Below are 24,524 nucleotides of genomic sequence, written 5' to 3' on the forward strand. Positions count from 1 at the left end.
TGTGGTCAGGCTGTCCAGACGCGGGGGTCGGGGCCCTTGGGGACAATGCCCGTGGGGTTGATGGTGTGGTGGGTGACGTAGTAGTGGCGTTTGATCTGGTCGAAGTCGACGGTCTCGCCGAAGCATGGGAGCCGGTAGAGGCGGCGGGCGTAGGACCACAGGTGCGGGAACTCGGTGAGCTTCTGCCGGTTGCACTTGAAGTGGTTGTGGTAGACCGCGTCGAAGCGGACCAGGGTGGTGAAGAACCGGATGTCGACCTCGCGCAGCGTGTCGCCGAGCAGGTACGCGCGGTCCGCCAGCCGCTCCTCGAGGATGTCGAGTCGCTCGAACAGAGCGTCGTACGCCTCCTCGTAGGCCTCCTGGCTGGTCGCGAAGCCGCAGCGGTAGACGCCGTTGTTCACATCCCGGTAGATCTCCTCGATCAGCACGTCCATCTCGGTCCGGTCGGCCGGGATCAGCTGCGGCGCGTCCGGGCGGTGGAACTCGGCCCACTCGGTGGAGAGGTCCAGCGTGATCTGCGGGTAGTCGTTCGTGACCACGAGCCCGGTCAGCGTGTCGATGATCGCGGGCACCGTGACGCGTCCGTCGTACGACGGGTCCGTACGCCGGTACGCCTCGGAGAGGAACCCGATCCCGAGCACCGGGTCGCGGCCGTCCGGGTCCAGGGTGAACCGCCAGCCGCGCTCGTCCCGGATCGGGTCGACGATCGCCAGGCTGATCGCGTCCTCCAGCCCGAGCAGTCGCCGTACGATCACCGAGCGGTGCGCCCACGGGCAGGCCAGGCTGACCACCAGCCGGTACCGCCCGGGCTCGACCGGCCAGTGACCCCGGTCGTCCGGGCCTTCGCCGGGAGCTGACCGCGAGTCGCGCGTGATCCGCCCGGTGAACCGATTGCCCTGCCGCTTCCATTCGCCCGTCGGTGAGCTCTCCTGCACGAACTGTCCGCGAGTCATAGCGGTAAAACTACCCCCGGCCGAGATTGTGGGAGCTTACTGGCCGGGAGGTGAGGGCAGCCGTTACAGTCGGGCTGACAAGGTACATCGGGACAGTGTGTTCCGGCGGCCACACAGCACGGAGAAGATCAGGAGTACGACCGCGGCTCGCGTCCCCCGGCAACCGGTTTGCCGGGCACATTCCCAGGGATACTGACTTCATGGCCCGCCCACGGAACAACCCCGGCGACCTCGCCGAACTCCCCACGGAGCTTCGGACCGATCGCCCCAAGGGTGACCAGATCCGCGAGATTCTGGAGAACCTCACCCGCTCGCTGGCGGTCGGCACCGTGCTGCCGTCGGAGCGGGTCCTGGCCGAGCGCTTCGGTGTGGCCCGGATGACCGTGCGGCAGGAAGTGGACCGGGTCGTGGCCGAGGGGCTGGCCGCCCGCCGTCCCGGTGGCGGCACGTTCGTCGCCGAGCCGCGGCCGTCCCGGATGCTCGCCTCGTCGTTCAGCCAGGACATGATCCAGCGCGGCATCAAGCCCGGCGCGAAGGTGCTCGAGCACCGCGTCGGCGCGGCCGACGAGGACCTGGCGCGCGAGCTGGAGGAGCCGATCGGCACCCCGGTGCTGCACCTGGTCCGGCTGCGCACCGCCGACGGCGAGCCGATGGCGATCGAGCGCACCGCGCTGTCCCTGCACCGCTACCCCGGCCTCGACGAGGTCGACTTCGACGAGAACTCGCTGTACACCGAGCTGTCCTCCCGCTGGGGCGTCACCCTCGGCATGGTCTCCGCCTCGATCGTCGCCGCCCCACCCGAGCCGGGCGACGCCCAGCTCCTCGAGATCGACTCCGCCACCCCCTGCCTGATCATCACCTCCGCCCCCCGCACCGCCTCCGGCGAGGTCATCGAGTTCGGCCGCTCCATCTACCGCTCCGACCGCTACGACATCACCGTCGCCTACCGCGCCACCTAGACGTTCAGGCTGCGGAGCACGTTCGGGGTCTCGCCGCGGTCGGTGAGGCGGGTGACGATCTCGACGGTGAGAGCCTGGAGGAGTAGGGCGCCGGCCATCGTGGACGTGGCGCCGGTGCGTTCTGGGCTGCCGGGGACCTCGATCAGCGCGTCACCGGGGACGCCGCAGTTGTCGATCACCACGTCCGCGGTCTCGAACAGCCGCTGACCACCCGGCGCCCGCGACGTCGTCGCCGTACTGTGCGCCATCGACGTCAGCGCGATCACCTGAGCACCCCGCTTCCGCGCCCCCAGCGCAAACTCCACCGGTACGGCGTTCCGCCCCGAGTTCGACGCGATCAGGACGACGTCACCCGCGGCGATCCCGTTGGTCTCCAGCAGTACGTCGGCCAGCCCGGGCAACCGCTCGAGCAGGGAACCCTTCTGCAACCCCTCGTGCAGCATCAGCCCCGGTTCGAGCACCGCCCGGACGTCGGCCAGCCCGCCGGCGCGCCCGTACAACTCCTCGGCCAGCGTGTGACTGTGCCCGGTCCCGAACACCCAGAACCGCTTCCCCGCGGCCAGCGCATCCACCACCAGCGCAACCGCCACCCGGATCGCCCCGAGCTGCGTCTCCGCCGCCCGCTGCGCAACCTCCAACGCCTGCTGCAAGTACCCCTCAGCCCCAGCCATAGCGACGAACCTACCCGCAACCTCCTCCACCAGCTGATGCGGCGACCGGAGCACGGGACGAGCTGCTCGGCGCGCGCGAATCGTAGGACCCCCCAACGGATAGACTGCGGGGTGTGGACGAGCAGACGCCGAGCGTGTTGACGCAGTTGCCGAGCTGGTTGCTGACGCAGAGTGCAACGCAGGCGCACCGGGTCATCAGCGAGACGTTCGCCACCGGCGGCGCGCGGGCGTACCACTTCCGGTTGCTCGCGACGCTGGTCGAGTTCGGCCCGGCCAGTCAGGCGGCGCTCGGCCGGCGCAGCTGCATCGACCGCAGCGACGTGGTTGCCGCCCTCAACGAACTGGCCGCCGACGGGTATGTCGAGCGTACGCCGGACCCGGACGACGGCCGCCGCAACATCATCACGATCACCACGGCGGGTCGCCGGCACTACAGGCGCCTGACCACCCTGGTCACCAGGGCCCAGGACGAGATCTTCGCCCCGCTCTCACCCACCGACCGCACCCGCCTGACCACCCTCCTCGGCCGCCTCCTGGCCTACCACCGGGCCGGCTGACCCTAGGAGGCCGGAAGCTGGGCGCGGGCCGCCTTCTGAGTCCGCCGTACGCGGTACTCGCGGGCGTGCACCCGGCGACGGGCCGCGCGGGAGATCTTCCGCGGCTCTCCGTCGGACGTCGTCAGCTGGGGGTTCGGCTGCAGCGGGTTCACGTCAACTCCGATGCACGACCCGCCAGAAAGGTTCCCACCGGCCCGTCCAGCCCGGAATCGGCCCTGTTCGGCGCAGATCGAGGGCTGCTCGGCGATACGCCGGTTCCCGTGCCGGGGTCTGCGTTGGTAGAAAGGTAACCGGCGCTCCAGCGCCGGAAGCCAGCGAGGAGGAGTCGTCGACGTGACGAATGCAGAGTCACCCCAATCCGAAGCCGCCCAGTCGGAGGCGTTGTCGAACCTGATGCACGAGGAGCGCAGGTTCGAGCCGCCGGCCGAGCTGGCCGCGAACGCGAACCTCAAGGCCGATGCCTACGAGCGCGCCGCCGCCGACTTCGAGGGGTTCTGGGCCGAGCAGGCCAAGCGCATCACGTGGGCCACCGAGCCGACCGAGGTGCTGGACTGGAGCAACCCGCCGTTCGCGAAGTGGTACGCCGACGGCAAGCTGAACGCGGCGTACAACTGCGTCGACCGGCACGTCGAGAACGGTCTGGGCGACAAGGTCGCCTACTACTTCGAGGGCGAGCCCGGTGACACCCGCGAGATCACCTACGCCCAGCTCAAGGACCAGGTCAGCCAGGCCGCGAACGCGCTGCTCGAGCTGAACGTCCAGGCCGGTGACATCGTCGCCATCTACATGCCGATGATTCCCGAGACCGTGGTGGCGATGCTCGCCTGCGCCCGGATCGGCGCCCCGCACACGGTCATCTTCGGCGGCTTCTCGTCCGAGGCGCTGAAGGACCGGATCCTGGACTGCGACGCCCGCGTCGTGATCACCTCGGACGGCGGTTACCGCCGCGGCGCGGCGGCGGCGCTGAAGCCCGCCGTGGATGCCGCGCTGGCGGACTGTCCGGACGTGCGCAACGTGCTCGTGGTGAAGCGGACCGGCCAGGAGACCGCGATGGCCGACGGCCGCGACCTCTGGTGGGAGGACTTCGTCGGCAAGCAGCCGACCGAGCACACGCCGGAGGCGTTCGACGCCGAGCACCCGCTGTACGTGATGTACACGTCGGGCAGCACGGGCAAGCCGAAGGGCATCCTGCACACGACCGGCGGCTACCTGGTCGGTACGTCGTACACGCAGTGGGGTGTGTTCGACCTCAAGCCGGACACCGACGTCTACTGGACCGCGGCCGACATCGGGTGGGTCACCGGGCACAGCTACATCGTGTACGGCGCGCTCGCGAACGCGACCACCTCCGTGCTGTACGAAGGCACCCCGGACACCCCGCACCAGGGCCGCTGGTGGGAGATCGTCCAGAAGTACAAGGTCTCGATCCTGTACTGCGCACCGACCGCGATCCGCACGTTCATGAAGTGGGGCGCCGAGATCCCGGCGAAGTTCGACCTGTCCTCGCTGCGGGTGATCGGGTCGGTCGGCGAGCCGATCAACCCGGAGGCCTACATCTGGTACCGCGAGCACATCGGCGGGAACAACGCGCCGGTCGTGGACACCTGGTGGCAGACCGAGACCGGCATGCACATGATCTCGCCGCTCCCCGGCGTGACCGCGGGCAAGCCCGGTGCCGCGATGAAGGCGATCCCGGGTGTCAGCGTGGACGTCGTCGACGACGCCGGCAAGCCGGTGCCGGACGGCTCCGGCGGCTACCTGGTCATCACCAAGCCCTGGCCGTCGATGCTGCGCACGCTGTGGGGCGACGACCAGCGCTTCGTCGACACGTACTGGTCCCGCTGGCCGGGCGTCTACTTCGCCGGTGACGGTGCGAAGAAGGACGAGGACGGCGACCTCTGGCTCCTCGGCCGCGTCGACGACGTGATGAACGTGTCCGGCCACCGCCTGTCCACCACCGAGATCGAGTCCGCGCTGGTCTCCCACCCGAAGGTCGCCGAGGCCGCCGTCGTCGGCGCCTCCGACGCCACCACCGGCCAGGCGATCGCCGCCTTCGTCATCCTCCGCTCCGAAGCCGGCGACGGCGGCCCCGACGTCGTCCAGGAACTCCGCAACCACGTCGCCAAGGAGATCGGCCCGATCGCCAAACCCCGCCAGATCATGGTCGTCGCCGAACTCCCGAAGACCCGCTCCGGCAAGATCATGCGCCGCCTGCTCCGCGACGTCGCCGAGAACCGCGAGGTAGGCGACGTCACCACCCTCGCCGACTCCACCGTCATGGACCTCATCAGAACCAACCTGGAATCCGGCAAGTCCGACGAAGACTGACCATCTCCGCAGATCAGCCCGTACGACGCTCCGTCGTACGGGCTGTTCCGTTTCCTGGACTGGTCACCACTGCGGCGGCCCTTCGCTGTCCTAGGGTCTGCGGTGTGACTGCGATCCTCGCCATCATCCACGCCGGTCTGGCTGCTGCGTGGGTGGGTGGGATGGCGTACTCGTTGTTCGTGGTGCAGCCGAAGGTGAAGAAGTACTTCGGGGCGGACCAGGCGGGCCGGGAGGGGCTGACCACTGTTATTGCCTCGGGCAATCGGTGGAAGGTGGTTGGGTTGATCGGGGCGATTGCGGTCAGCGGGCTGGGGCTGTTGGCGATCGACCAGGATCACTGGGGGATTCACGCGGTCAAAGGGCTGTTGTTGCTCGGGGCGAGTGGGATCTTCTGGTATGTGTCCTGGCGGCATTGGCCGAGTCGGGTGTTCGCGACCGCTGCTGAGCTGCCGGTTCTGCAGCGGCGGCTCATCGTGCTCGCGAGCGCGATGCTCGGGCTGACCGGACTCGCGTTCGCGCTCGGCGTCCTCGCCGTACACCTCTGAGAGGTTGGTCACTCAAACGATCGTTGTGATCACTCATCGCCAGAAATACATTGGAGAAGAATGTATTTCCGGAGAGGAGCGACCATGTGTGGCATCACCGGATGGGTGGCCTACCGGCACGATCTGGGGACCGAGCGGGATGTCGTCGACGCGATGACGGAGACGATGTCGTGTCGCGGACCGGACGCGCGAGGCACCTGGTACGCCCCGCATGTCGCGCTCGGCCATCGAAGACTCGCCGTCATCGACCTCCCCGGCGGTGAGCAGCCGATGACCGCGGAGGTCGGCTCGGACGCGAACAGGATCACCCTCGGCATGGTCTACAGCGGTGAGGTCTACAACTACACCGAACTGCGCGACGAGCTCCGCCGCCGCGGTCATCGGTTCGGGACCGACTCCGACACTGAGGTCGTGCTCCGTGCGTACGCCGAGTGGGGTACGGCGTTCGCCGAGCGGCTGAACGGGATGTACGCGCTGGCCATCTGGGACCCGCGGATCGAGACCCTGGTGATGGTCCGCGACCGGATGGGCATCAAGCCGTTCTTCTACTACCCCACGGCCGACGGTGTGCTGTTCGGCTCGGAACCGAAGGCGATCCTGGCGAACCCCGCCGTCAAGGCCTTGGTCGAAGCCGCCGGACTCCGGGAACTGCTCACGGTCTCGAAGACTCCCGGCCGCTCGCTGTGGGCCGGCATGTACGAGGTCGAGCCGGGCACCGTGGTCACGGTCGATCGCTCAGGCATCCACACCAGCAAGTACTGGCGTTTGGAGACCAAGGAGCACACCGACGACCAGGACACGTCGGTCGCCCACGTCCGTGAGCTGCTCGACGACATCACGCGCCGCCAGCTGATCGCCGACGTACCACGTTGTGTGCTGCTGTCCGGCGGTCTCGACTCCAGCGCGATCACGGCACTCGCGGCCGGTCAGCTCGCCGAGGAGGGGCGCAAGGTCCGCAGCTTCTCGGTCGACTTCACCGGCCACGAAGAGAACTTCCAGCCTTCCGAACTCCGGGCCACCCCGGATACGCCGTACGTGCACGACGTCGCGGACAAGGTCCACTCGCAGCACTCCGACATCGTGCTGGACAACGCCGACCTGACCGATCCGGAGATCCGGCGCAAGGTGATCCGGGCGAACGACGCACCGCTCGGTGGCGACATCTTCAGCTCGCTGTACTTGCTCTTCTCGGCGATCCGCGAGCAGTCCACGGTCGCGCTGTCGGGTGAGTCGGCGGACGAGGTTTTCGGCGGGTACCTGTGGTTCCACGACGTCGAGGTGCGGAAGCGGGCTATGTTCCCGTGGATCGCCTACATGGCGTCCCGGCGGGAGGTCGGGCAGGTCAGCATCCTGCGCCGAGAGGTGCTGAAGCGGCTCGATCTGGGCGGACATCTGAGAGATCGGTACGCCGAGGCGGTCGGTGAGGTGGAGCGGCTGGACGGCGAGTCCGACGCCGAGTGGGAGATGCGGAAGATCTGCTACCTGCACCTGACGCGGTTCGTCCGGATCCTGCTCGATCGCAAGGACCGGATGAGCATGGCGGTCGGGCTGGAGGTGCGGGTGCCGTTCTGCGATCACCGGCTGGTCGAGTACGTGTACAACACGCCGTGGTCGCTGAAGACGTTCGACGGCAAGGAGAAGAGCCTGCTCCGGGCCGCGACCCGGGACGTGCTGCCGGAGTCGGTCGCCGAGCGGAAGAAGTCGCCGTACCCGCAGACCCAGGATCCGGCGTACGTCGAAGCCCTCGCCGGGCAGGTCCGTGGGCTGCTGGCCGACCGCCACCCGGTGTTCGACCTGGTCGACCGGAAGGCGGCCGCATCGCTGACCCGATCGGCCGGCGCCGGCGCCCGCCGGCACCTGGAGCAGACGCTGTCGCCGGCGACCTGGCTGGATCTCTACCACCCGGACATCCGGCTCAACTGAAACCTGGGCGATAGGTGTTCTTTGGTTGCCTGTGCCAGGATGGCGCTTCCCCACGGAGGTGATCGCGATGGCTCAGGAAACGCTGCAACTGCTGGTGAGCATGCACCGGATCGTCCGGCACCTGCGCCGGAGCAGGACCACCGCGGTCCTGCACCCGACGCAGTTCCTGGCGCTGATGCTGATCGCCGACGAGCAACCGATCCGGATCGGCGAGATCGCCACCCGGGTGCCGTGCTCGCAGCCCACCGCGACGACCACGGTCGCCTCCCTCGAGGAGGCCGGCCTGGTCCGCCGCGAACCCGACCCCGTCGACGGCCGCGCCACCGCGGTCGTCCTGACCGAGGCCGGCGCCGCCACCGTCGAAGCCTCCGGCCGCCAGGCCGCCGAGGAACTCGCCAAACTCCTCCGCCGCCTCGACGACGCCGACCGAGCCCTCGTCCTCAAAGCCGGCGAAGCCCTGGCCCGCATCGCCGACGACCTCTGACCCGGGGCAACCTGGGGCAGATCTCAGAAGCCCCTCCGCGAACCACCAACACCCGCTACAGTTGAGATGCCGAGGGACACGAGTCCCCCGGAAGTGAACCCGGCAGCCCACCGGACGGTGGACGAGCCGGGTTTCGCGTTTTCACAGCTCCCTCGGCTGACAGAACGGCGCCACGGCTCGTCTCCATTCGCCACCACGCATCCAGCTCCACGCGACGGCGTCCGGCACCCAGAGCAGCGGGTCGGCTTTGGCCACCAGCACATCCCAGCGCAGCGTTTCGTGGCAGCCGAAGCGGCGGGTAGCGTCTCGGAGCCACCGGCGATCATGCTCGTAGGTCGACTCCTCCAACTCGACGACAAGCCGTTCAGCTGTCGCGGCGCTGTCCTGCACGATCGCCTTGAGACATCGGCGCCGACCCGCATGCGTATCCCGATCCGCGCTGTAGAGGTCCACGAGCAGATGAAACCCCGCGATGACCTTGAGGATCTGCTTACGACGTGCCGGCCTCTCGTGGTTGAAGTGCAGTCGCTCTTGTCCCGGCAACAGGAGACCTCTGAGCGCCTTGCGATTGACGGCGACGTCGCCTGATGGGCAGCGCGCGGCGGCCATCAGGAGTCCTCGGGACTTGGTCTCGTCGACGAATACGTGGATCGGCATGTCCCCGCCCGGTTGAGTGGCAAGGGTTGACCTTCACACGCGGAGGGACGGGGTCCGGGCTGCGACACCAGGGCAGCCTGGGGCAGGTCGGGGCAGATTGGCGGAGCCGCCGGAGGGGATCCTCCGGCGGCTCCGGCGGTTAGTTGCGGGTGATGGTGAAGGTTGTGGTGGTGTTGCGGATGTCGGTGGCGTTGTTGGTGAGGGTGAGGTTGGTGAAGGTGACGGCTCCGCGGGCGGGGCCCTCGCCGGGTTCGGGGAGTTCGTTGGCCCAGATGCCGTAGCCGGACTTGGCGTCGAAGGCGTCGCCGGACTTGCGGGCGCCGGACACCGTGGTGTTGGTGAAGACGGTGTCGGCGACCGGGAAGAGCGGGCTGCCGCCGACGTAGTCGGTCTGGAACATGATCCCGGAGTACGTCGGATCGACGACGTCGAGATCGCTGACCCGGATGCCCTGGAAGACCTTCGTGGCGGAGTAGATCCACACTGCGGGGAAGGTCTGGTTACCCCAGAAGTGCCCGCCGGATCGCACCACCGACGCGTTCTCGAAGCGGGTCGGCGGGGTGGCGCCGAAGCCGTTCATCGGGATGCCGAAGTCGAGTGAGCTGATCGTGATGCCGGGATAGGTGAGCATGTCCGCGGCGTACAGGTTGCGGAACACGTTGTTCGTCCCGCCGTACACCGCGAACCCGGCGGCCCGCCAGGTCAGCGTCGCGGACAGGTTCTCGAAGACGTTGTCCCGGACCTCGCCGCCGCCGTTGTCGGTGGCGTTGAAGAGCGCGAAACTGTCGTCCCCGGTGGACCGGGCGTCGTTGTTGCTGACCGTGTTGCCGGCCGACCCGTTGGTCATGTTGATGCCGTCGGCGAACGAGTCCCGGATGCGCGAGTTCCTGATCACCGAGTTGTCGGTGTTCGCACCCCAGTACAGGCACATCTGGTGCTCGGCCCAGATGTTGTCGATGGTCATGTTCGAGGTGTTCGCGAAGTTGAACACCTTGCCCGGCCCGTCGTTGCGGCTGTCGTAGTTGCCGAAGTACGAGAACCCGCTGAACGTCGACCCGTTCGCCGACGGCTGCGCGTCGAACCCGACGTCGGTGTTCGACTGGTTCTGCGGTGCGACGAACCGCGTGTACCAAGGCCCGGCGCCGACGACGCGAACCGCCTTGCCGGACACGGTGAACTTCGAGGACGTCTGGTAATCACCTGCCGGCAGGTACACCCCCTGCAGTGTGCTCTCCTGCCGCACCCGGTCGAGCGCGTTCTGCACGTCCTGCTGGGTGAACCCGGCCGGCGTCACGAATCCAGCACCGGGATTCCCCAGCGGCGCCACCTGCTCGGTGTCGACGAAGTCGATCGAGTACGTCGTACTGTTCGCCGGATCCTTCTGCAGCCGGATCTTCGTCCCGGCCGGGAAGGAGGAGTCGAGCATGATGCTCGCCTCGTCGTAGATGTGCCGGGCCGGACCGGACCCGGGCGAGTTGTTCGGCGAAGCCTCCGCGCCGTACAGCCAGGAGTACTTCGAGGTCAGCGGCAACGTCTTGTGGAAGCTGCCGTTCACGTAGACGTTGATCGACGACGTCTGACCTCCGCCGCCGGCCGAGTCCGGGATGGAGAACCGGGTGACGAGCGTGTTCGTGCTGGCCCGGGTGGTGAACTCGACGTACGCGCCGTTCGAGTTCAGCGTCACCGCGCGCCGCCCGGACGCCTCACCGGCCAGGTCGCCGATGGTCCGGTTCGGGCCGATCACGGACGCGCCGCCGCCGACCGAGGCGTCCTCGGCCTCGAGGTGGTCGTACGGCATGTTCGCGCCGCGGCCCACGAAGAACGGCCGCTCGCTGGTGTTGTTCGCCCGTTTCACCGGCAACTCGTTCGCGTCGTCCGCGAGCACGACCCGCACGGTGTAGCGGCCGTTCGCCGCCGTCCAGTTGCCGAGGGCAACAGCGGGTGTGGTCGCGCCAACCGCGATCGCACCGTTGTAGGAGCCGGTCAGGGTGGTCACGACGGAGCTGCCGTTCAAGACCGTCAAGGTGATGCCGTGGGCACCGGACGCCGAGGCGACGCTGCCCTGGTTCTTCAGGGCGACCGAGAAGGCCACGGTGTTGCCGGCCGCCGGGTTGTTCGGTGTCCAGTTGACCGCCGCCGCGACCAGGTCCGAGCTGGCGACCGGTGTGACGACCAGCGGGCCGGCTGCGTTCGCGGTGTTGTTGCCGTCGTTCTGCTCGATGACGGTGTTCGACTCGTCGACCTTCGCGCTCAGGGCGTAGCTGCCCGCGTCCCGGGTGCCGATCGATGCGGTGACCGTGGTCGACCCGCCGGCCGCGATCGCGCCGACGGCCGCCGTACCGACCTTGCTGTCGCCGAGGTAGAAGTTCACGTCGGTCGCCGGGGAGATCGCCGTACCGCCGTTGTTCACCGTCGCCCGGAGCGTGATCGTGTCGGTCTCGACCGGCGAGGTCGGCGTCCACGAGACGTTCGAGAGGGTGAGGTCGGGGTTCGGCGCCGGCACCCCCATCACCTGGAGTTCCGCGACCTGTCCGGCCGGGGCGCCGGTGTTCGCGGTGAAGTTCAGCCGTACGTCGGCCACCCGCGCGCTGACCGGGATCGTCACGCTGTTCCCGCTCGCCGGGCTGAAGTTGTACGACGCACTCGGCACGATCGTGGTGAACCCGGACGCGCTCTGCTCCCGGCCGAGGATCGAGAACGTCTGCGTCCGCGGTCCCCACGCCGAGTCCGGGTTGAGCCGGATCACGATCGAGCTGAGGTCAGCGTTCGCGCCGAGTTGTGTGGTCAGCGTGGCCAGGTTGGCGTTGCCCTCCCAGTACGTCGTCACGTTGTCGTCGTTGGCGTTGGCCGGAACGAAGATGTGCACGTAGCCGGACGCGTCGATCGGCCTGCCCAGCGCGAGGTTGCTGCCGGGGCCGCTGCTGCCGTTCCGGGTGACGGTGTTGCTGTTCGCCGATTGGTTGCCAGCGGCATCTTTCGCGCGGACGAAGTACGAGATCGTCGTACTGGCCGGCTGGTTGTCGGTGTAGGTCAGGACGTTGCCCGCCACGCTCGTTCGCAGCTGGCCGTTGGCGTAGACGTCGTACCCGGTGACCCCGACGTTGTCGGTCGAGGCGGACCAGGTGAGCCGGATCTGGCCGGCGCCGGGTTCGGTGAGAGCCAGGTTGCCCGGGGCGGTGGGAGCCTGGGTGTCACCGGTCGCCGGGCCGTACACCTCGAGCTCGGAGAGCTGCCCGGCCGGCCAGCCGGTGTTCGCGGTGATCCGGATCCTGACGAAGCGCGTGGTCGCGGTGCCGTAGTCGATGGTCACCGTGTTGCTCGGTGGGTTGAACGCGCGGACGGCCGAGGCCGACAGGTCGCTGAAGTTCTGTCCGTCGGTGCTGCCCTGGACCGCGAGGGTCTGGTTGCGGGCACCCCAGTTCGCACTCGGCAGTTTGAGGACGACCTGGTTGGTCGCGACGGACGAGCCGAGGTCTACCTGGACCCACTGCGGGAAGGCGTTGTTGGCGCTCTCCCAGTAGGTGCCCTGGTCGCCGTCGGTCACGTTCGAGGCGACGTACGTCTGGGTGGCGCTGCTGGCCGACGCGGCCTTGCCCGCGGCGAGGTTGGGTCCGGCCAGTACGGCGGCCGCCGCGGTGCCGGCCGGGGTCGGGTGGATGAGCGGACTCGCCGCGAGCGCGAGACTCGCGGCGAGCAAGGCGGTCGGCAGCCGCCACTTCCGGATTCGCATGGCCTCTCCTAGGGGCGGGATGGTGAGGGCACAGCACTCCGCAAGTGAGCGTGAAGTCGGAAACTTGCTCGGATCTTGCTCGTTTCTTGCGCAGCGCTGACTCATTGTTACGGCATGGCTACGCGAGCGTCAACGGTTCGTGACGCCTGGTGGGGTGCCGGAGGCCGGACAGCAGAACGGCGGCGGTCGCCGGGGGATCGACCCCGGGGAACCGCCGCCGCGTCCGCGGTGCGTGCAGGTCAGTGCTTGGCGGGGCCTTCCGCGCCGGCGCCGGTCATCGAGCGGACGGAGAGTTCGTGGTAGCGGGACTCGCCGGCCTTGTCGCGGCCGACGTACGTGCCCAGGACGCCGAAGAGGAAGCCCAGTGGGATCGACACGATGCCCGGGTTCGACAGCGGGAACCAGGCGAAGTCGGCGCTGGTGATCATCGACGTCGGCTTGCCGGACACCACCGGCGAGAAGATCACCAGGACGACGGCCGAGATCAGGCCGCCGTAGATGCTCCAGACCGCGCCGGAGGTGTTGAACCGCTTCCAGAACAGGTTGTACAGCAGCGCCGGCAGGTTCGCCGAGGCGGCCACCGCGAAGGCGAGTGCGACCAGGAACGCGATGTTCAGCTTCTGCGCCGGGATCGCCAGCGCGATCGAGATCGCGCCGATCCCGATCGCGGCGAACCGCGCGACCCGCAGCTCGCTCTTCTCCGAGGGCGGCTCCTTGGCGATGACGTTCGCGTAGAGGTCGTGCGCGAACGACGACGCCGAGGTCAGGGTCAGGCCCGCGACCACCGCGAGGATGGTGGCGAAGGCGACTGCTGCGATCAGCGCGAGCAGGATCGCCCCGCCGATCGAGTCGGCGCCGCCACCGACGGACTCGGCCAGCAATGGCGATGCCACGTTGCCCTTCGACTCCGCCACGGCCGATCCATTGCCGGTGTCCAGCAGCGCCGCCGCACCGAACCCGAGGGCCAGCGTCATCAGGTAGAACGCGCCGATCAGGCCGATCGCCCACTGCACCGACCGGCGCGCGGACCGCGAGTCAGGCACGGTGTAGAAGCGGATCAGGATGTGCGGCAGGCCGGCCGTCCCGAGCACCAGCGCCAGGCCGAGCGACAGGAAGTCGATCTGGCCGGTCAGGTCCTTGCCGTAGAGCAGACCCGGCTGCAGGAACGCCTCGCCCTTGCCGGACTTCGCCGCCGCCGCACCGAGCAGGTCGGAGATGTTGAAGTGGAACTTCACCAGCACCAGGAAGGTGATCAGGATCGTGCCGGCCATCAGCAGGACGGCCTTGACGATCTGCACCCAGGTGGTGCCCTTCATGCCGCCGACCGTCACGTAGATGATCATCAGGGCGCCGACCAGGACGATCGTGGCCGCCTTCAGGCCCTCGCTCTTCACGCCGAGCAGCAGCCCGACGAGTAAGCCCGCGCCGACCATCTGGGCCAGCAGGTAGAAGATCGACACCACGATCGTGGAGGTCGCGGCCGCGGTCCGGACCGGCCGCTGCTGCATCCGGAACGCGAGCTGGTCGGCCATCGTGAACCGGCCGGAGTTCCGCAGCAGTTCGGCGATCAGCAGCAGTGCCACCAGCCAGGCCACCAGGAACCCGATCGAGTACAGGAAGCCGTCGTACCCGTAGAGCGCGATCGAGCCGGAGATGCCGAGGAACGACGCCGCGGACATGTAGTCGCCGGAGATCGCGAGGCCGTTCTGCGCGCCGCTGAACGAGCGGCCGCCGGCGTAGTAGTCGGCCGCGGTCTTGTTCTGCCGGGACGCCCACCAGGTGATGTACAGCGTCACGGCAACGACCGCGGTGAACAGCGACAGGGTCAGCGCCCGGTTGCCCGGCTCGGTCGCCAGGGGGACGAGAAGCGTGGTCACCGACGGCGCTCCCTCTTGTACTTGGCGTTCAGGCCGTGCGCGAGCGGATCCAGCTTCCGGTTCGCGAACCGGCCGTAGAGCGCGGCGATCGCGAAGGTGGAGACGAACTGCAGCAGGCCGAAGACCAGCGCCACGTTGATGTGCCCGACCACCTTCTGACTCATGAAGTCACGGGCCCAGTTGTTGCAGGCGACATAGGCCAGATACCAGGTCATGAACGCGATCGTCCACGGGACGACGAAGTTCTTGTAGCGCCGCCTCAGCTCGGTGAAGTCGGCGGCCTCGTACACGGCCTCGTACGCGCGGGCATCCCGCTCGCGCACCGCTTGCTCGTCCATGTGAATCCCCTTCGCTGGACACGAACAGATGCACGTTAGCCGCTGGTCGTGGATTTGTGACCCACCGCAACCAAAACGTTCACCTGTTTCACAGGTGCGGCGCCACCGGGGCGTCGAGCGTACGGCGGTAGTTCGCCAGGTCACTGGGGCGAGCGCGGTAACAGTCGGTGAAATACGGCATCCGCAGCGGCTCGGGCGGCCGGGCGGTCGTTTCGTACAACGCGTCGACCTGATCGAGCACCGCCTCCCGGCGGGATTCGGTCAGGACGGCGATCCGCGAGTGCGACTGGGCCAGCAGCCGCAGACCGTTCCGGTCCAGGTCGTGCCAGTGCCGGAACCGGGCCGTCTCGATCAGCGCGAACAGGTCCGACTGCAGCAGGATCGGCATCGGGTCGAACCGGTCGTCGCCGATGTGGTCGCTGCCCTGCATCGCGTGCACCATCCGCCGGACCCAGGGCACGACGGTGTCGGCGTTGTTCCAGAGCAGGCCGAGTACGCCGTTCGGCCGCAGGACGCGGGCGATCTCCGGCAGGGCCCGGGCGTGGTCGAACCAGTGGAAGGCCTGACCGACGATCACCGCGTCCACCGAGGCGTGCGCCAGCGGGATCGACTCGGCCGCCCCGACCATCGAGTCGATCCCGGGCCGCCGGCGGCAGACCTCGAGCATCTCCGGGGACGGATCGACCGCGACCACGTCGTGCCCGAGCCCGGCGGCGACGGCCGCGAGTTTGCCGGTGCCGGCGCCCAGATCGAGGACCTGCAGCCCCCGTCCCGGGCCCAGGATCCAGGTCAGCGCCTCGGCGGGAAACGTCGGCCGGCCGGCGTCGTACGCGGCCGCGACGGCGCCGAACGCCTTCGCGCGGGCCGCGTCCGGTACGTCGGATCCTGGATCATCGGTGGTCATCACCGTAAATCATGCCGTAGCGGCCGCCTCGCGCGCTGAAAGGTCGCGTCCGGCGATTCCCCGCCTACTGCGCGGCACTCGGCACGGCGCGGAATCGCCGGACGCGACCTACTCGCCGAGCTTCTTCTGTTCGATGTGCGCGTTGAGCGTGGCCAGTTCCGGGTGGGAGTCCAGAATCGCGACCAGGTCCGCGCAGTTCAGCTCCGCGGCGCCGAAGTCGTCGATGAGGGCGTCGAGCAACTTCCAGTCGTCCGGGGTGTCGAGCGTGAGCCGGTACTGCGCTCCGCCGCCGGACCACCCGAGGTTGAGCAAACGCATGTCCCCGGACCGGTTCTGGTGCAGGTACGGCGTGACGTGCTCGCGATCGGATCGCAGGGTCGCCTTGGCCTCGGCGTCGTACAGCCGGGCCGCGGAGAAGATCTCGTAGTCCATGCCGCGGGGATAGGTCCGCTCGAGGCAGTTCGACAGGTAGAGATCGAGGTCGTTCTCGGCCCGCCAGCGATCGACGCCGGTGGCAACGATCTCGGGGTCGATCAACGGGCAGTCGGACGTGACCCGGACGATCCCGTCCAGTCCGTGCTCGCGGGCGGCCCCGGCGAAGCGGCTCAGGACGTCGTCCTCGCTGCCGCGGAAGACCGGGACCCCGCTCTGCCCGGCGACCTCCAGCACGATGTCGTCGTTGAAGTTCGTGGTGGTCGCCACGATCACCGGCAGGCCGGTGCTGCGGAGCCGGTCGAGGTGATGCTCGAGATAGGTCCGGCCGCGGACGCTCAGCAGGACCTTGGCCGGCAGGCGGGTGCTGGTCACCCGCACCTGCGTGACAACGCCGATCTTCAGGGGGTCCACTTGAATATCTCCCGGATCTCGGCCGGACCGGCGACATGGTCGACGCCCAGCTCGGTGTCGGTGAACTCGCGGGCGATCGCGGGCGGGACGAACGGCTGGTCGAGCTCCGGCCACAGCCGCTTGATCCGGGCCTGCCCGCCGAACGACGGGTGCTCGTGCTCCAGCACCATCGGGTCGCCGTAGACGCCCGGCTGCAAGCCGATCGAGGCGCCGTACAGGACGGCGGAGCTGAGCCGGTTGGATGCGACGCGCGAGTGTTTGCGGAGCTCGCGCAACTGTTTGACCAGGAACTTGGCGTCGGTGCGGCGCCAGTGCAGTCCCCGGTAGCCGTGCGTGATGACGCGGAAGCCCGCATCCTTGTACAGGTTGCGGATCGCGGGCTTCTCGTACTCGTTCCAGTACAGGCAGACGGTCACCGGGCCGGTCTCGTGCTCGTTGATCGAGGCAACGAGGCGGCCGTGGTCGCCGAGCACGTGCTGGCCCTCCCAGCCGTGGAACGGGTAGAAGATGGTGCCCTCGGCCCCTTTCGCCGGAGTGGCGAGCTCCGGGTGCACCTTCAGCAGGTAGAGCCAGACCGAGCCGATCACCTCGTAGTTGCGCAGGCCCATCGAGTGGCCGCGACGGCGGACGCTGTCGGACCAGACGAACTTCGGCATCCCGGGGGCGAAGTTCGTGCCGTGGGCGAAGCCGTCCAGGATGTTCCAGCCGTGCTGGAGGTAGCCCCAGATCCGGGGTGGCTTCGCGAGCCCGGCGTACGACGCCATGATGTTCGCGTGGCCGTAGAAGTGGTTCGCGTGGTGCATCAGCGACGGACCTTCCGGACCAGGCGCCGGAGCCGGCGGCGGATCACCCGCGCCGGGTTCAGCACCGCGTGGCCGACCCGGTAGGGCAGCGATCGCCGGATCCCGCTGACCGTGCCCTCGAACAGGATCGCCCGCGCACTCGCGTGTGCCAACTCATCCGCCAGCCGCGCCACGGTCACAAGCTGCTCGGCACTCCCCAACGGCCGGATCACCTCAGCCGCCGCCGAATCTCCTGCTGGCACAGCGATTCCGGCGATCGAGGCAAGCCGCGCGGTCAGTGCCTGCGGATCTCCACCCGCCGGCCACGGTTGCCGAGAGCCCCCTTCCAGCACCCGCCGGGCAAACCGCTGCAGGTACGTGACCACATCACCGTCCTGCGCCTCCCCGAACAGCCGGTACGACGCCCCGTCGAGGATCACGTTGTCCGGCGACCCGCTGCCGCCGGTCCCCAGCCAAGCAACGTAGTCGGGGATGATCCGCCGCAAAGCCGCCTGATCATCCACTCGCAAGGCGGCGAGCAGGTGCTCCTCCAGCAGAACACCTGATCCCGTGGGAACCGCATCAACCGGAAGAGTTGCAGGGCCATCGCTGGTGTTGGCAACGAAGTACCAGGCGGGCGCCAGCTCCTTCGCCAGGCCGGCCCCGGCTGCGTCCAGGATCAGACGGTAGGGGTCCATCAGTACTGGGCCTGCGTTGCGCTCGGCAACGGCTCTGGCTGCGACCACGGCTGCCAAGCCATCCACCGTGGTGAGCGCCACCTCTGCGTCGACCAGGGACGGGAAGACTGCGTAGGTCTGCGTGACCTCGACGCCGGCCTCGCGCAAGGCGGCTTGTAGCGGTTCGAGTCCGGCGGGTGCGGTGTCCGCGACGTTGCGGGCCCAGTCCTCGTCGCGGGGCAAGGCCGCGGTGATCGCGGGCTGGACGAAGCGCTCGACGCCGAAGGAGTTCGAGGCACCCAGCAACAGCCGCCCGGACGGGGACAGGTGGTCGTGCAGGCGGTCCAGTGCCTCGGACCAGGTCAGCGCGGGTGTGTCGGGGCCGACGAGCCGGTCGAGGCCGTCCAGCGCGACGATCACGTCGTACGTCTCATCGGTGCCGAAGCGGTCCAGGGCGCCGCAGAAGACCTGGCCCTTGGTGTCGGTGAGGAGTTCGGCGAGTTCCTCCGCGTCCGGGGCCGAGCGCAGCAGTAGATCGACCGACGTCACCCGCGCGGCGACCGCGGTGATCACGTCGACCGCGTGCGGCCCGGCGATCAGGACGGAGTCCGCGGGCTGGAGGGTGGCGGCCAGGAGTGCTGCGGCGGCGGGTCCGGCGGCCGCGGGGCGGGCGTCGACCGGGTGCAGATCCGACCAGTTGAGCATCTCTCCGCCGATCAAGTTCGATCGGGTCACATCAGTCACGGTAGCCAACCAGTTTCAGGAGCGTGTCGATCACCCGGTCGACGTCACTGTCGGTCAGGTCCGGGAACAGTGGCAGGGAGAGTTCCTCGGCGTAGAAGCGCTCGGCGTTCGGGCACGACCCACGCCGGTAGCCCTGTCGCGCGAACACCGGGTGCCAGTACACCGGGATGTAGTTCACCTGTACGCCGATGCCCGCGGCCCGCATGCCCTCGAACACCTCGCGCCGGCGCCCGCCGAGCACGCGGATCGGGTAGAGATGCCAGGCCGGATCCACACCCGCCCGCTGCACCGGCGTACGGAGACCGTCGACGCCGGCGAACGCCGCGTTGTAGCGGGCTGTGATCTCGGCCCGGCGGCGTTTGAAGTCCGCGAGCCGGGCGAGCTGCGACAACCCGAGCGCGGCGCCGAGGTCGGTGAGCCGGTAGTTCACGCCGTACTCGTGCACCTCCTGGTGCCACGGACCCTCGTCGGTGATCTCGAAGCGATCGGGATCGCGGACGAGACCGATGAAGTGGAACTCGTGCGCGCGCTGCCCGATCGCGGCGTCCTTGCAGACTACCGCGCCGCCTTCGCCGGTGGTGAGGTTCTTGGTCGGGAAGAACGACATCGTGGTCACGTCTGCGAGGTCCCCGACCGGGCGGCCGTCGGCGAAGCCGCCGATCGAGTGGGCCGCGTCGGCGAGCGTCCGGGCGCCGACCTGGTCCGCGAGCGGCTGCAGTGCGGCGTAGTCCGCGGCCTGACCGGCGTAGTCGACGGCCGCAATCACCTTCGTACGCTCGGTCAGCACCGCCTCGACGGCCGACGGATCGAGCAACGCGGTGTCCTCGTCGACATCGGCGAAGACCACCTTCGCCCCGAGCATCGCCGCGCAGGAGGCCGTGGCGACGAATGTCATCGGGGTGGTGACGACCTCGTCACCCGGTCCGGCGCCGAGTGCGGCGTACGCGATGTGCAGGGCCGCGGTGCCCGACGTGCAACTGACCGCGCGGTGCCCACCGGACAGCTCGGACACGGCGTTCTCGAACGCGGTGACGGCAGGTCCGGTGGTGAGCCAGTCGCCTCGCAGTACGGCGGCGACGGCTTCGATGTCCGCGTCGGAAATGGACTGACGCCCGTACGGCAACACGTCAGACGTCGCTGTCCAGGATCTTGCGGATCTCCTCGATCGAATACCACAGGTCGTTGGTGTCCGATGCGTAGTGGAACCCGTCCGCGACCGGGAGGCCATCCGTGGGCGGGAGGTAGCCCCAGGAGGCCAGGTCGGGCTGGAGCACGTACCGGTTGCCGACCGCGAGCGCGCGGCGGCCTTCCTCCGGGCTGATCATCTCCTCGTGCAGCTTCTCGCCCGGGCGCAGGCCCATGTCGTGCATCTTCGCGCCGGGCGCGATCGCCTCGGCCAGGTCGGTGACCTTCATCGACGGGATCCGCGGCACGTACAGCTCGCCGCCGGTCATCAGCTCGAACGAGTCGACCACGAACTCGACCGCCTGCGGCAGCGTGATCAGGAACCGGGTGCAGCGCAGGTCGGTGATCGGCAGCGACTGACCGGCCGCGTGCAAGGCGCGGAACTTCGGGATGATCGAGCCGCGGCTGCCCATCACGTTGCCGTACCGGACCACGGCGAACCGGGTGTCGTAGGCCGCCGCGTAGTGGTTGCCGTTGATGAACAGCTTGTCCGCGGTCAGCTTGGTCGCGCCGTACAGGTTGATCGGGCTGGAGGCCTTGTCGGTGGACAGCGCCACCACCCGCTTGACGCCGGAGTCGATCGCGGCCTCGATCACGTTCTGCGAGCCGATCACGTTGGTCTGGACGAACTCCCACGGGTTGTACTCACCGCTGTCCACCTGCTTCAGCGCGGCCGCGTGGACGACGTAGTCGACCCGGTGCATGGCGCGCAGCAGGCGTGCCCGGTCCCGGACGTCGCCGAGGAAGAACCGCAGCCGCGGGTCGTCGCCGAAGAGCTGGCGGACCTCCCACTGCTTGAGCTCGTCGCGGCTGAAGACGATCAGCCGGCGTGGGTTCAGCTGGTCCAGCGCGTGCCGGACGAACGCCCGGCCGAAGGATCCGGTGCCTCCGGTGACGAGGATGTCGGAGCCGGTGAGGATGGACACTCGAGCGGGACCCTTCTGACGGACAGTTCCGAGCACAGTACGCGCAGTGCAGACTCGAACAATAGCTGCCCGTTCCCGAGGCCCCTCAATCCCGCGTCTCAGCGCAGTGTGATCAAACGTACGCTCGCGAAGTACGGTCTGGGGGTGAAACGCGTCGGGGTGCGGTGTGATGTGGGGCCGGGGCGGGGGATCGGGCACGTGATGCGCTGCCTGGCGCTCGCGGAGGAGGTACGGCGGCGCGGGACAGAACTCGTGTTCGTGTGCGACGCGCACACCGTGCCGTGGGCCGCGGAGCAGATCGCGGCCCGGGGGATCGGGGTGGAGCCGGCCGTGTGGACGGCCGCCGAGCACGTCGAGCTGTTCGATCGCCTGCGCCTGGACGCCGTCGTTTTCGACTCCTACGACCTGGACGCCTCGGTCTACCCGGCCGTGCGCGCGACCGGGATCCCCACGCTCGCCATCGTCGACGGGGACTTCCGCGGCGCCGAGGCGGACGTGCTGGTCGACCAGAATCTCGCCGCCGAGCTCGACCACCCCGAGCTGCCGCTCAATGCGACCAGGCTGGCCGGGCTCGAGTACGTGATGATCCGCGACGAGATCCTCGCGCTCCGCCCGTCCGAACCACCCGCGCCCCGGCAGGTCGCCGTACCCGAGGTGTTCGCGTTCTTCGGGGGTACGGACGCATTCGGCGCCGGCCCGTCCGTGGTGCAGGCTCTCGCGGCGACCGGCGTACCGTTCGATGCCACCGTGGTCGCGCCGACTCCTGACCTCGCGGCGCGGGTTGCCGCGGTCAACCTGCAAGCGCGGCAACGAGTCGATGTGATCGGGCCGACGGACCAGCTTGCGGCCGCGGTGCGCGAGGCGGATCTGACCATCAGTGCGTCAGGTACGTCGACCTGGGAGCTGCTGTGCCTCGGAGCGACGGCCGGGCTGGTCTGCGTGGTCGACAACCAGGTGATGGGCTACGAGCGTGCCATAGCTACTGGTACGGCGGCAGGCGTCGGTGTGCTGTCCGAGCTGAAGGCGGATCCGTCCACCGCGGCGGCAACGCTGAAACGCCTGCTGACCGATTCGGCGGAGCGCACTCGCCTGGCCGCGGCCGGATGGAAGCTTGTGGACGGCAATGGTCGCGTCCGGGTCGCAGATGCCCTGATGGCCCTTATCTGAGCTCGTAGATCGTGGCATCCAGCGTCGCGTGCCGGAGCCGGACGTAGTTGCGGAGTGCCGGCGACACGTCGCCCGCGCGGTGGTCGGCGTACAGCCAGCGCACTCCGGCCTTGCGGAAGCGTTCGATCGCCGCCGGCGTGGGGGACTTGAAGGCGGCGTCGTTCGCGGCCAGTTCCTCACGGTTCCAGTACGGGATCAGGCTGGGGTTCCCGCCCGTGGTGACGGCGATCCGGTTGGCCTGGTTGGAGTACGACCAGCCTTCGATCAGCACTGGCCGCTCGGACAGGGCAGCGAGCCAGAAGTGCCGGCTGTCGCAGATGCCGTCGCGTTCGATGATGCAGTGCGCGTTGGTGGCGACCAGATCGCCCGGTGTGCTGTTCCGGCGCAGCCATTGCGCCGCACCGGCCTCAGCTGCGGTCGCACCGCCGCGGAAAGGATGCGCGAAGACCAGATTGGACGCCTTGTCCGACACGAACGCCTGCAGCGGAACCAGCATCGCCCCGATCATGCTCGCCGCCACCGCGCCGACCAGCAGAGCGACAAAGACGTTGCCAGGTCGCCGGAACGCCTTCCACGCAAGGGCAACGACGACAGCAACCGCGGCAAGCGCCGCGGCCGTCCACAGCCACGGTCCCTTGATTCCCTTGAGGCCGGCCGACTCGGATCGCGCGACGGCCAGTCCCATCAGTCCGAGGAGTCCGGCCGCACCCACGAGCACCACGGCTCGTCGGTCCCCGAGCCGCCCGGCCAGGTTCGCCAGCCCGACCGCCGCGAGTACGGCGACCGCTGGGAAGCCGGTCCGCAGGAAGTACAGCTGGCTGACACCGGACTGCGTCGTCAGCATCGCCCCGAGCAGTCCGGCCACGGCGAAGCCGAGCAGGAACACGGCGCCGGGGTCCCGCCACTTCCGTCCGACGAAGAACAGGCCGGAAGCGGCCAGGCCCCAGCTCAGCAAAGTCGTTGCCCCAGACAACAACTGGGCATGCGGGTCGTCGATCACGATCGGGTACGGCTCCAGCTGGATGAACGTCTGGAACGGTGCGATCTTCGTCCCCCACGTGCTGCCGCCGAAGATCGTGATCAACCCGCCCACGAACACCACGAACGACAGTGCCCCACCGATCGTCGCCGGTCGCGTGGGTCTCCGGGCCATCGTCAGCTGCAGGAACGCGAACGCGAACCCGACGCCCAGCAATGGCAGGATCGTCGACTTCGCCCCGGCCGCGACCAGCGCGAGCAGGATCAGCAACACCCAGCGACTGCGGGGAGCGCTCGACCGCAGCAGATCGACCGCCACGATGCAGAGCGTCAGTGCGATCAGGACGCCGAGGTTCTGCGTCGGACTCAGGTACGCCGCGACCGCGGTGGAGATCCCGCCGAGCCCCTGGTCGGGTAGCGGTTGGACCGCCCCGCCGAGCCCGGCGATCAGGACTGCGAGCGGCCCTGCCCAGGTCGCACCCGACTCGGCGGTCCGGGCGAAGCGCGTGGTCAGCGCGAAGACCAGTCCGCACCCGGCGAGGAACAACGGCAGCCAGCTCAGCGAGTGGATCAGGTCGGTCAGGTCGATCCGCGTCCCCCACGCCGTCGCGGCCGTCGCCTGGTGGAAGAACGTGTGGTACTTCATCGGCTCGCCACCGAGCCACAGTGTCGAGATCGGTACGTCGTACTTCGCGCTGGCGGCCAGTGCCTGCTGGAAGGCGAGGTCCGGGTACGCCCGCAGCGGATCGGTGTACGCCGGCAGGAACTGACCCGGTCCGCGCCGGTAGACGATCAGCACGACGACGGCCGTTGCCCCGGCGAGCAGCCAGGCCTGCAGCGGTCGGAGTGGCTGGTCCACCCGCCGCCAGACCCGTGCGCGGACGTCACGGTCCACGAAGGTGATCAGGAGCACCACCGGCGCCCACACCCATGACCACGCCTGCAATCCGATCGACGCGCTGGCCAGATAGACGATGATCTGGGCGGCTGTGCCCACCGCGAGTCCGGCGGCGAGGTCCTCGACCAGATTGCGTCCGTAGCTGCCGATCAGTCGCCAGAGCGCGAACCCCGGCAGGGTGATCGCGAGCCCGGTGAACAGCACGAACCTGGCGAGCTCGAAGATGGTCGAGTGCAGGGCGAGCAGCACGATCGCGAGGATCAGGACCGCCAGGCCGGCCGCCAGACCGGACAGGGAAGGCCCCGCCGTCCGCGGCCCCCGCCGCCTCGCCTTCGCGCGCATGTCGTAACACTAATGTGAAATCTGTTATCGCACGAACGCACTGTGTCACCGCG

The 24,524-nt window shown here is 68.8% G+C and carries 21 protein-coding genes; 7 read left to right on the forward strand and 14 right to left on the reverse strand.

Annotated elements, in window-relative coordinates:
• Positions 1-5: 5 nt before the first annotated feature.
• Positions 6-953, reverse strand: coding sequence for a glutathione S-transferase family protein (locus tag ACZ6O0_RS09640; protein ID WP_465764411.1), 948 nt, complete (start codon positions 951-953; stop codon positions 6-8).
• 200 nt (positions 954-1,153) lie between these two features.
• On the opposite strand from ACZ6O0_RS09640, the gene ACZ6O0_RS09645 reads away from it, so the two are divergent.
• On the forward strand, positions 1,154-1,912 hold the full coding sequence (locus tag ACZ6O0_RS09645) for a GntR family transcriptional regulator (RefSeq protein WP_465764412.1): 759 nt from the start codon (positions 1,154-1,156) through the stop codon (positions 1,910-1,912).
• Here ACZ6O0_RS09645 and ACZ6O0_RS09650 read toward each other — a convergent pair.
• Positions 1,909-2,583, reverse strand: coding sequence for a sugar isomerase domain-containing protein (locus tag ACZ6O0_RS09650; protein ID WP_465764413.1), 675 nt, complete (start codon positions 2,581-2,583; stop codon positions 1,909-1,911). The two genes, ACZ6O0_RS09645 and ACZ6O0_RS09650, sit on opposite strands and share 4 nt — an antisense overlap.
• Before the next feature lie 113 nt (positions 2,584-2,696).
• Here ACZ6O0_RS09650 and ACZ6O0_RS09655 point away from each other — a divergent pair, with 113 nt between their 5' ends.
• Entirely contained in the window at positions 2,697-3,140 is a 444-nt protein-coding gene (locus tag ACZ6O0_RS09655) for a MarR family winged helix-turn-helix transcriptional regulator (RefSeq protein ID WP_465764414.1), read from the forward strand.
• A 2-nt stretch (positions 3,141-3,142) separates the two neighbouring features.
• Here ACZ6O0_RS09655 and ACZ6O0_RS09660 read toward each other — a convergent pair whose 3' ends face one another.
• Entirely contained in the window at positions 3,143-3,292 is a 150-nt protein-coding gene (locus ACZ6O0_RS09660) for a hypothetical protein (RefSeq protein WP_465764415.1), read from the reverse strand.
• 241 nt (positions 3,293-3,533) lie between these two features.
• Here ACZ6O0_RS09660 and acs point away from each other — a divergent pair, with 241 nt between their 5' ends.
• The 4 genes from acs to ACZ6O0_RS09680 all read left to right on the forward strand — a co-directional run bounded on the left by acs (position 3,534) and on the right by ACZ6O0_RS09680 (position 8,420).
• Positions 3,534-5,468 (forward strand): acetate--CoA ligase, encoded by a 1,935-nt coding sequence (acs, locus tag ACZ6O0_RS09665; protein ID WP_465765575.1) that lies wholly within the window; start codon positions 3,534-3,536, stop codon positions 5,466-5,468.
• Positions 5,469-5,572: 104 nt separating this feature from the next.
• A complete protein-coding gene (locus tag ACZ6O0_RS09670) occupies positions 5,573-6,013 on the forward strand; it encodes a hypothetical protein (RefSeq protein ID WP_465764416.1) in 441 nt (146 codons plus the stop codon).
• Positions 6,014-6,097: 84 nt separating this feature from the next.
• Entirely contained in the window at positions 6,098-7,936 is a 1,839-nt protein-coding gene (asnB, locus tag ACZ6O0_RS09675; protein ID WP_465764417.1) for an asparagine synthase (glutamine-hydrolyzing), read from the forward strand.
• Positions 7,937-8,003: 67 nt separating this feature from the next.
• On the forward strand, positions 8,004-8,420 hold the full coding sequence (locus ACZ6O0_RS09680; protein WP_465764418.1) for a MarR family winged helix-turn-helix transcriptional regulator: 417 nt from the start codon (positions 8,004-8,006) through the stop codon (positions 8,418-8,420).
• A 141-nt stretch (positions 8,421-8,561) separates the two neighbouring features.
• Here ACZ6O0_RS09680 and ACZ6O0_RS09685 read toward each other — a convergent pair whose 3' ends face one another.
• The 10 genes from ACZ6O0_RS09685 to pseB all read right to left on the reverse strand — a co-directional run bounded on the left by ACZ6O0_RS09685 (position 8,562) and on the right by pseB (position 21,086).
• The gene (locus ACZ6O0_RS09685; RefSeq protein ID WP_465764419.1) at positions 8,562-9,077 is read right to left on the reverse strand and encodes a hypothetical protein; all 516 of its coding nucleotides are present in this window, start codon (positions 9,075-9,077) and stop codon (positions 8,562-8,564) included.
• 139 nt (positions 9,078-9,216) lie between these two features.
• Positions 9,217-12,807 (reverse strand): discoidin domain-containing protein, encoded by a 3,591-nt coding sequence (locus ACZ6O0_RS09690; protein WP_465764420.1) that lies wholly within the window; start codon positions 12,805-12,807, stop codon positions 9,217-9,219.
• A gap of 239 nt (positions 12,808-13,046) precedes the next feature.
• On the reverse strand, positions 13,047-14,684 hold the full coding sequence (locus ACZ6O0_RS09695; protein ID WP_465764421.1) for a solute symporter family protein: 1,638 nt from the start codon (positions 14,682-14,684) through the stop codon (positions 13,047-13,049).
• Positions 14,681-15,022, reverse strand: a complete 342-nt coding sequence (locus ACZ6O0_RS09700; protein WP_465764422.1) for a DUF485 domain-containing protein — start codon at positions 15,020-15,022, stop codon at positions 14,681-14,683. Before ACZ6O0_RS09700 ends, ACZ6O0_RS09695 begins: the two co-directional genes overlap by 4 nt.
• Positions 15,023-15,110: 88 nt before the next feature.
• Positions 15,111-15,926: a class I SAM-dependent methyltransferase gene (locus ACZ6O0_RS09705; RefSeq protein ID WP_465764423.1), complete on the reverse strand. Its 816-nt coding sequence runs from the start codon at positions 15,924-15,926 to the stop codon at positions 15,111-15,113.
• Between the two features lie 108 nt (positions 15,927-16,034).
• On the reverse strand, positions 16,035-16,772 hold the full coding sequence (locus ACZ6O0_RS09710; protein WP_465764424.1) for a cytidylyltransferase domain-containing protein: 738 nt from the start codon (positions 16,770-16,772) through the stop codon (positions 16,035-16,037).
• Positions 16,760-17,575 (reverse strand): hypothetical protein, encoded by an 816-nt coding sequence (locus ACZ6O0_RS09715; protein ID WP_465764425.1) that lies wholly within the window; start codon positions 17,573-17,575, stop codon positions 16,760-16,762. Before ACZ6O0_RS09715 ends, ACZ6O0_RS09710 begins: the two co-directional genes overlap by 13 nt.
• On the reverse strand, positions 17,575-18,966 hold the full coding sequence (locus ACZ6O0_RS09720) for a methyltransferase domain-containing protein (RefSeq protein WP_465764426.1): 1,392 nt from the start codon (positions 18,964-18,966) through the stop codon (positions 17,575-17,577). Before ACZ6O0_RS09720 ends, ACZ6O0_RS09715 begins: the two co-directional genes overlap by 1 nt.
• 1 nt (position 18,967) lies before the next feature.
• On the reverse strand, positions 18,968-20,101 hold the full coding sequence (gene pseC, locus ACZ6O0_RS09725; protein ID WP_465764427.1) for a UDP-4-amino-4,6-dideoxy-N-acetyl-beta-L-altrosamine transaminase: 1,134 nt from the start codon (positions 20,099-20,101) through the stop codon (positions 18,968-18,970).
• A gap of 1 nt (position 20,102) precedes the next feature.
• Positions 20,103-21,086 (reverse strand): UDP-N-acetylglucosamine 4,6-dehydratase (inverting), encoded by a 984-nt coding sequence (pseB, locus tag ACZ6O0_RS09730; protein WP_465764428.1) that lies wholly within the window; start codon positions 21,084-21,086, stop codon positions 20,103-20,105.
• Between the two features lie 144 nt (positions 21,087-21,230).
• Between pseB and ACZ6O0_RS09735 the strand changes: the two genes are divergently transcribed.
• Positions 21,231-22,253 carry a PseG/SpsG family protein gene (locus ACZ6O0_RS09735; protein WP_465764429.1) on the forward strand — a complete coding sequence of 341 codons (1,023 nt, stop codon included), beginning with the start codon at positions 21,231-21,233 and terminating at the stop codon, positions 22,251-22,253.
• Here the strand turns inward: ACZ6O0_RS09735 and ACZ6O0_RS09740 are convergent.
• Complete coding sequence (locus ACZ6O0_RS09740; protein ID WP_465764430.1) at positions 22,246-24,471, reverse strand: hypothetical protein; 2,226 nt, start codon at positions 24,469-24,471, stop codon at positions 22,246-22,248. The two genes, ACZ6O0_RS09735 and ACZ6O0_RS09740, sit on opposite strands and share 8 nt — an antisense overlap.
• Positions 24,472-24,524 lie beyond the last annotated feature (53 nt).

The sequence above is a fragment of the Kribbella sp. NPDC048837 genome (assembly GCF_055586945.1).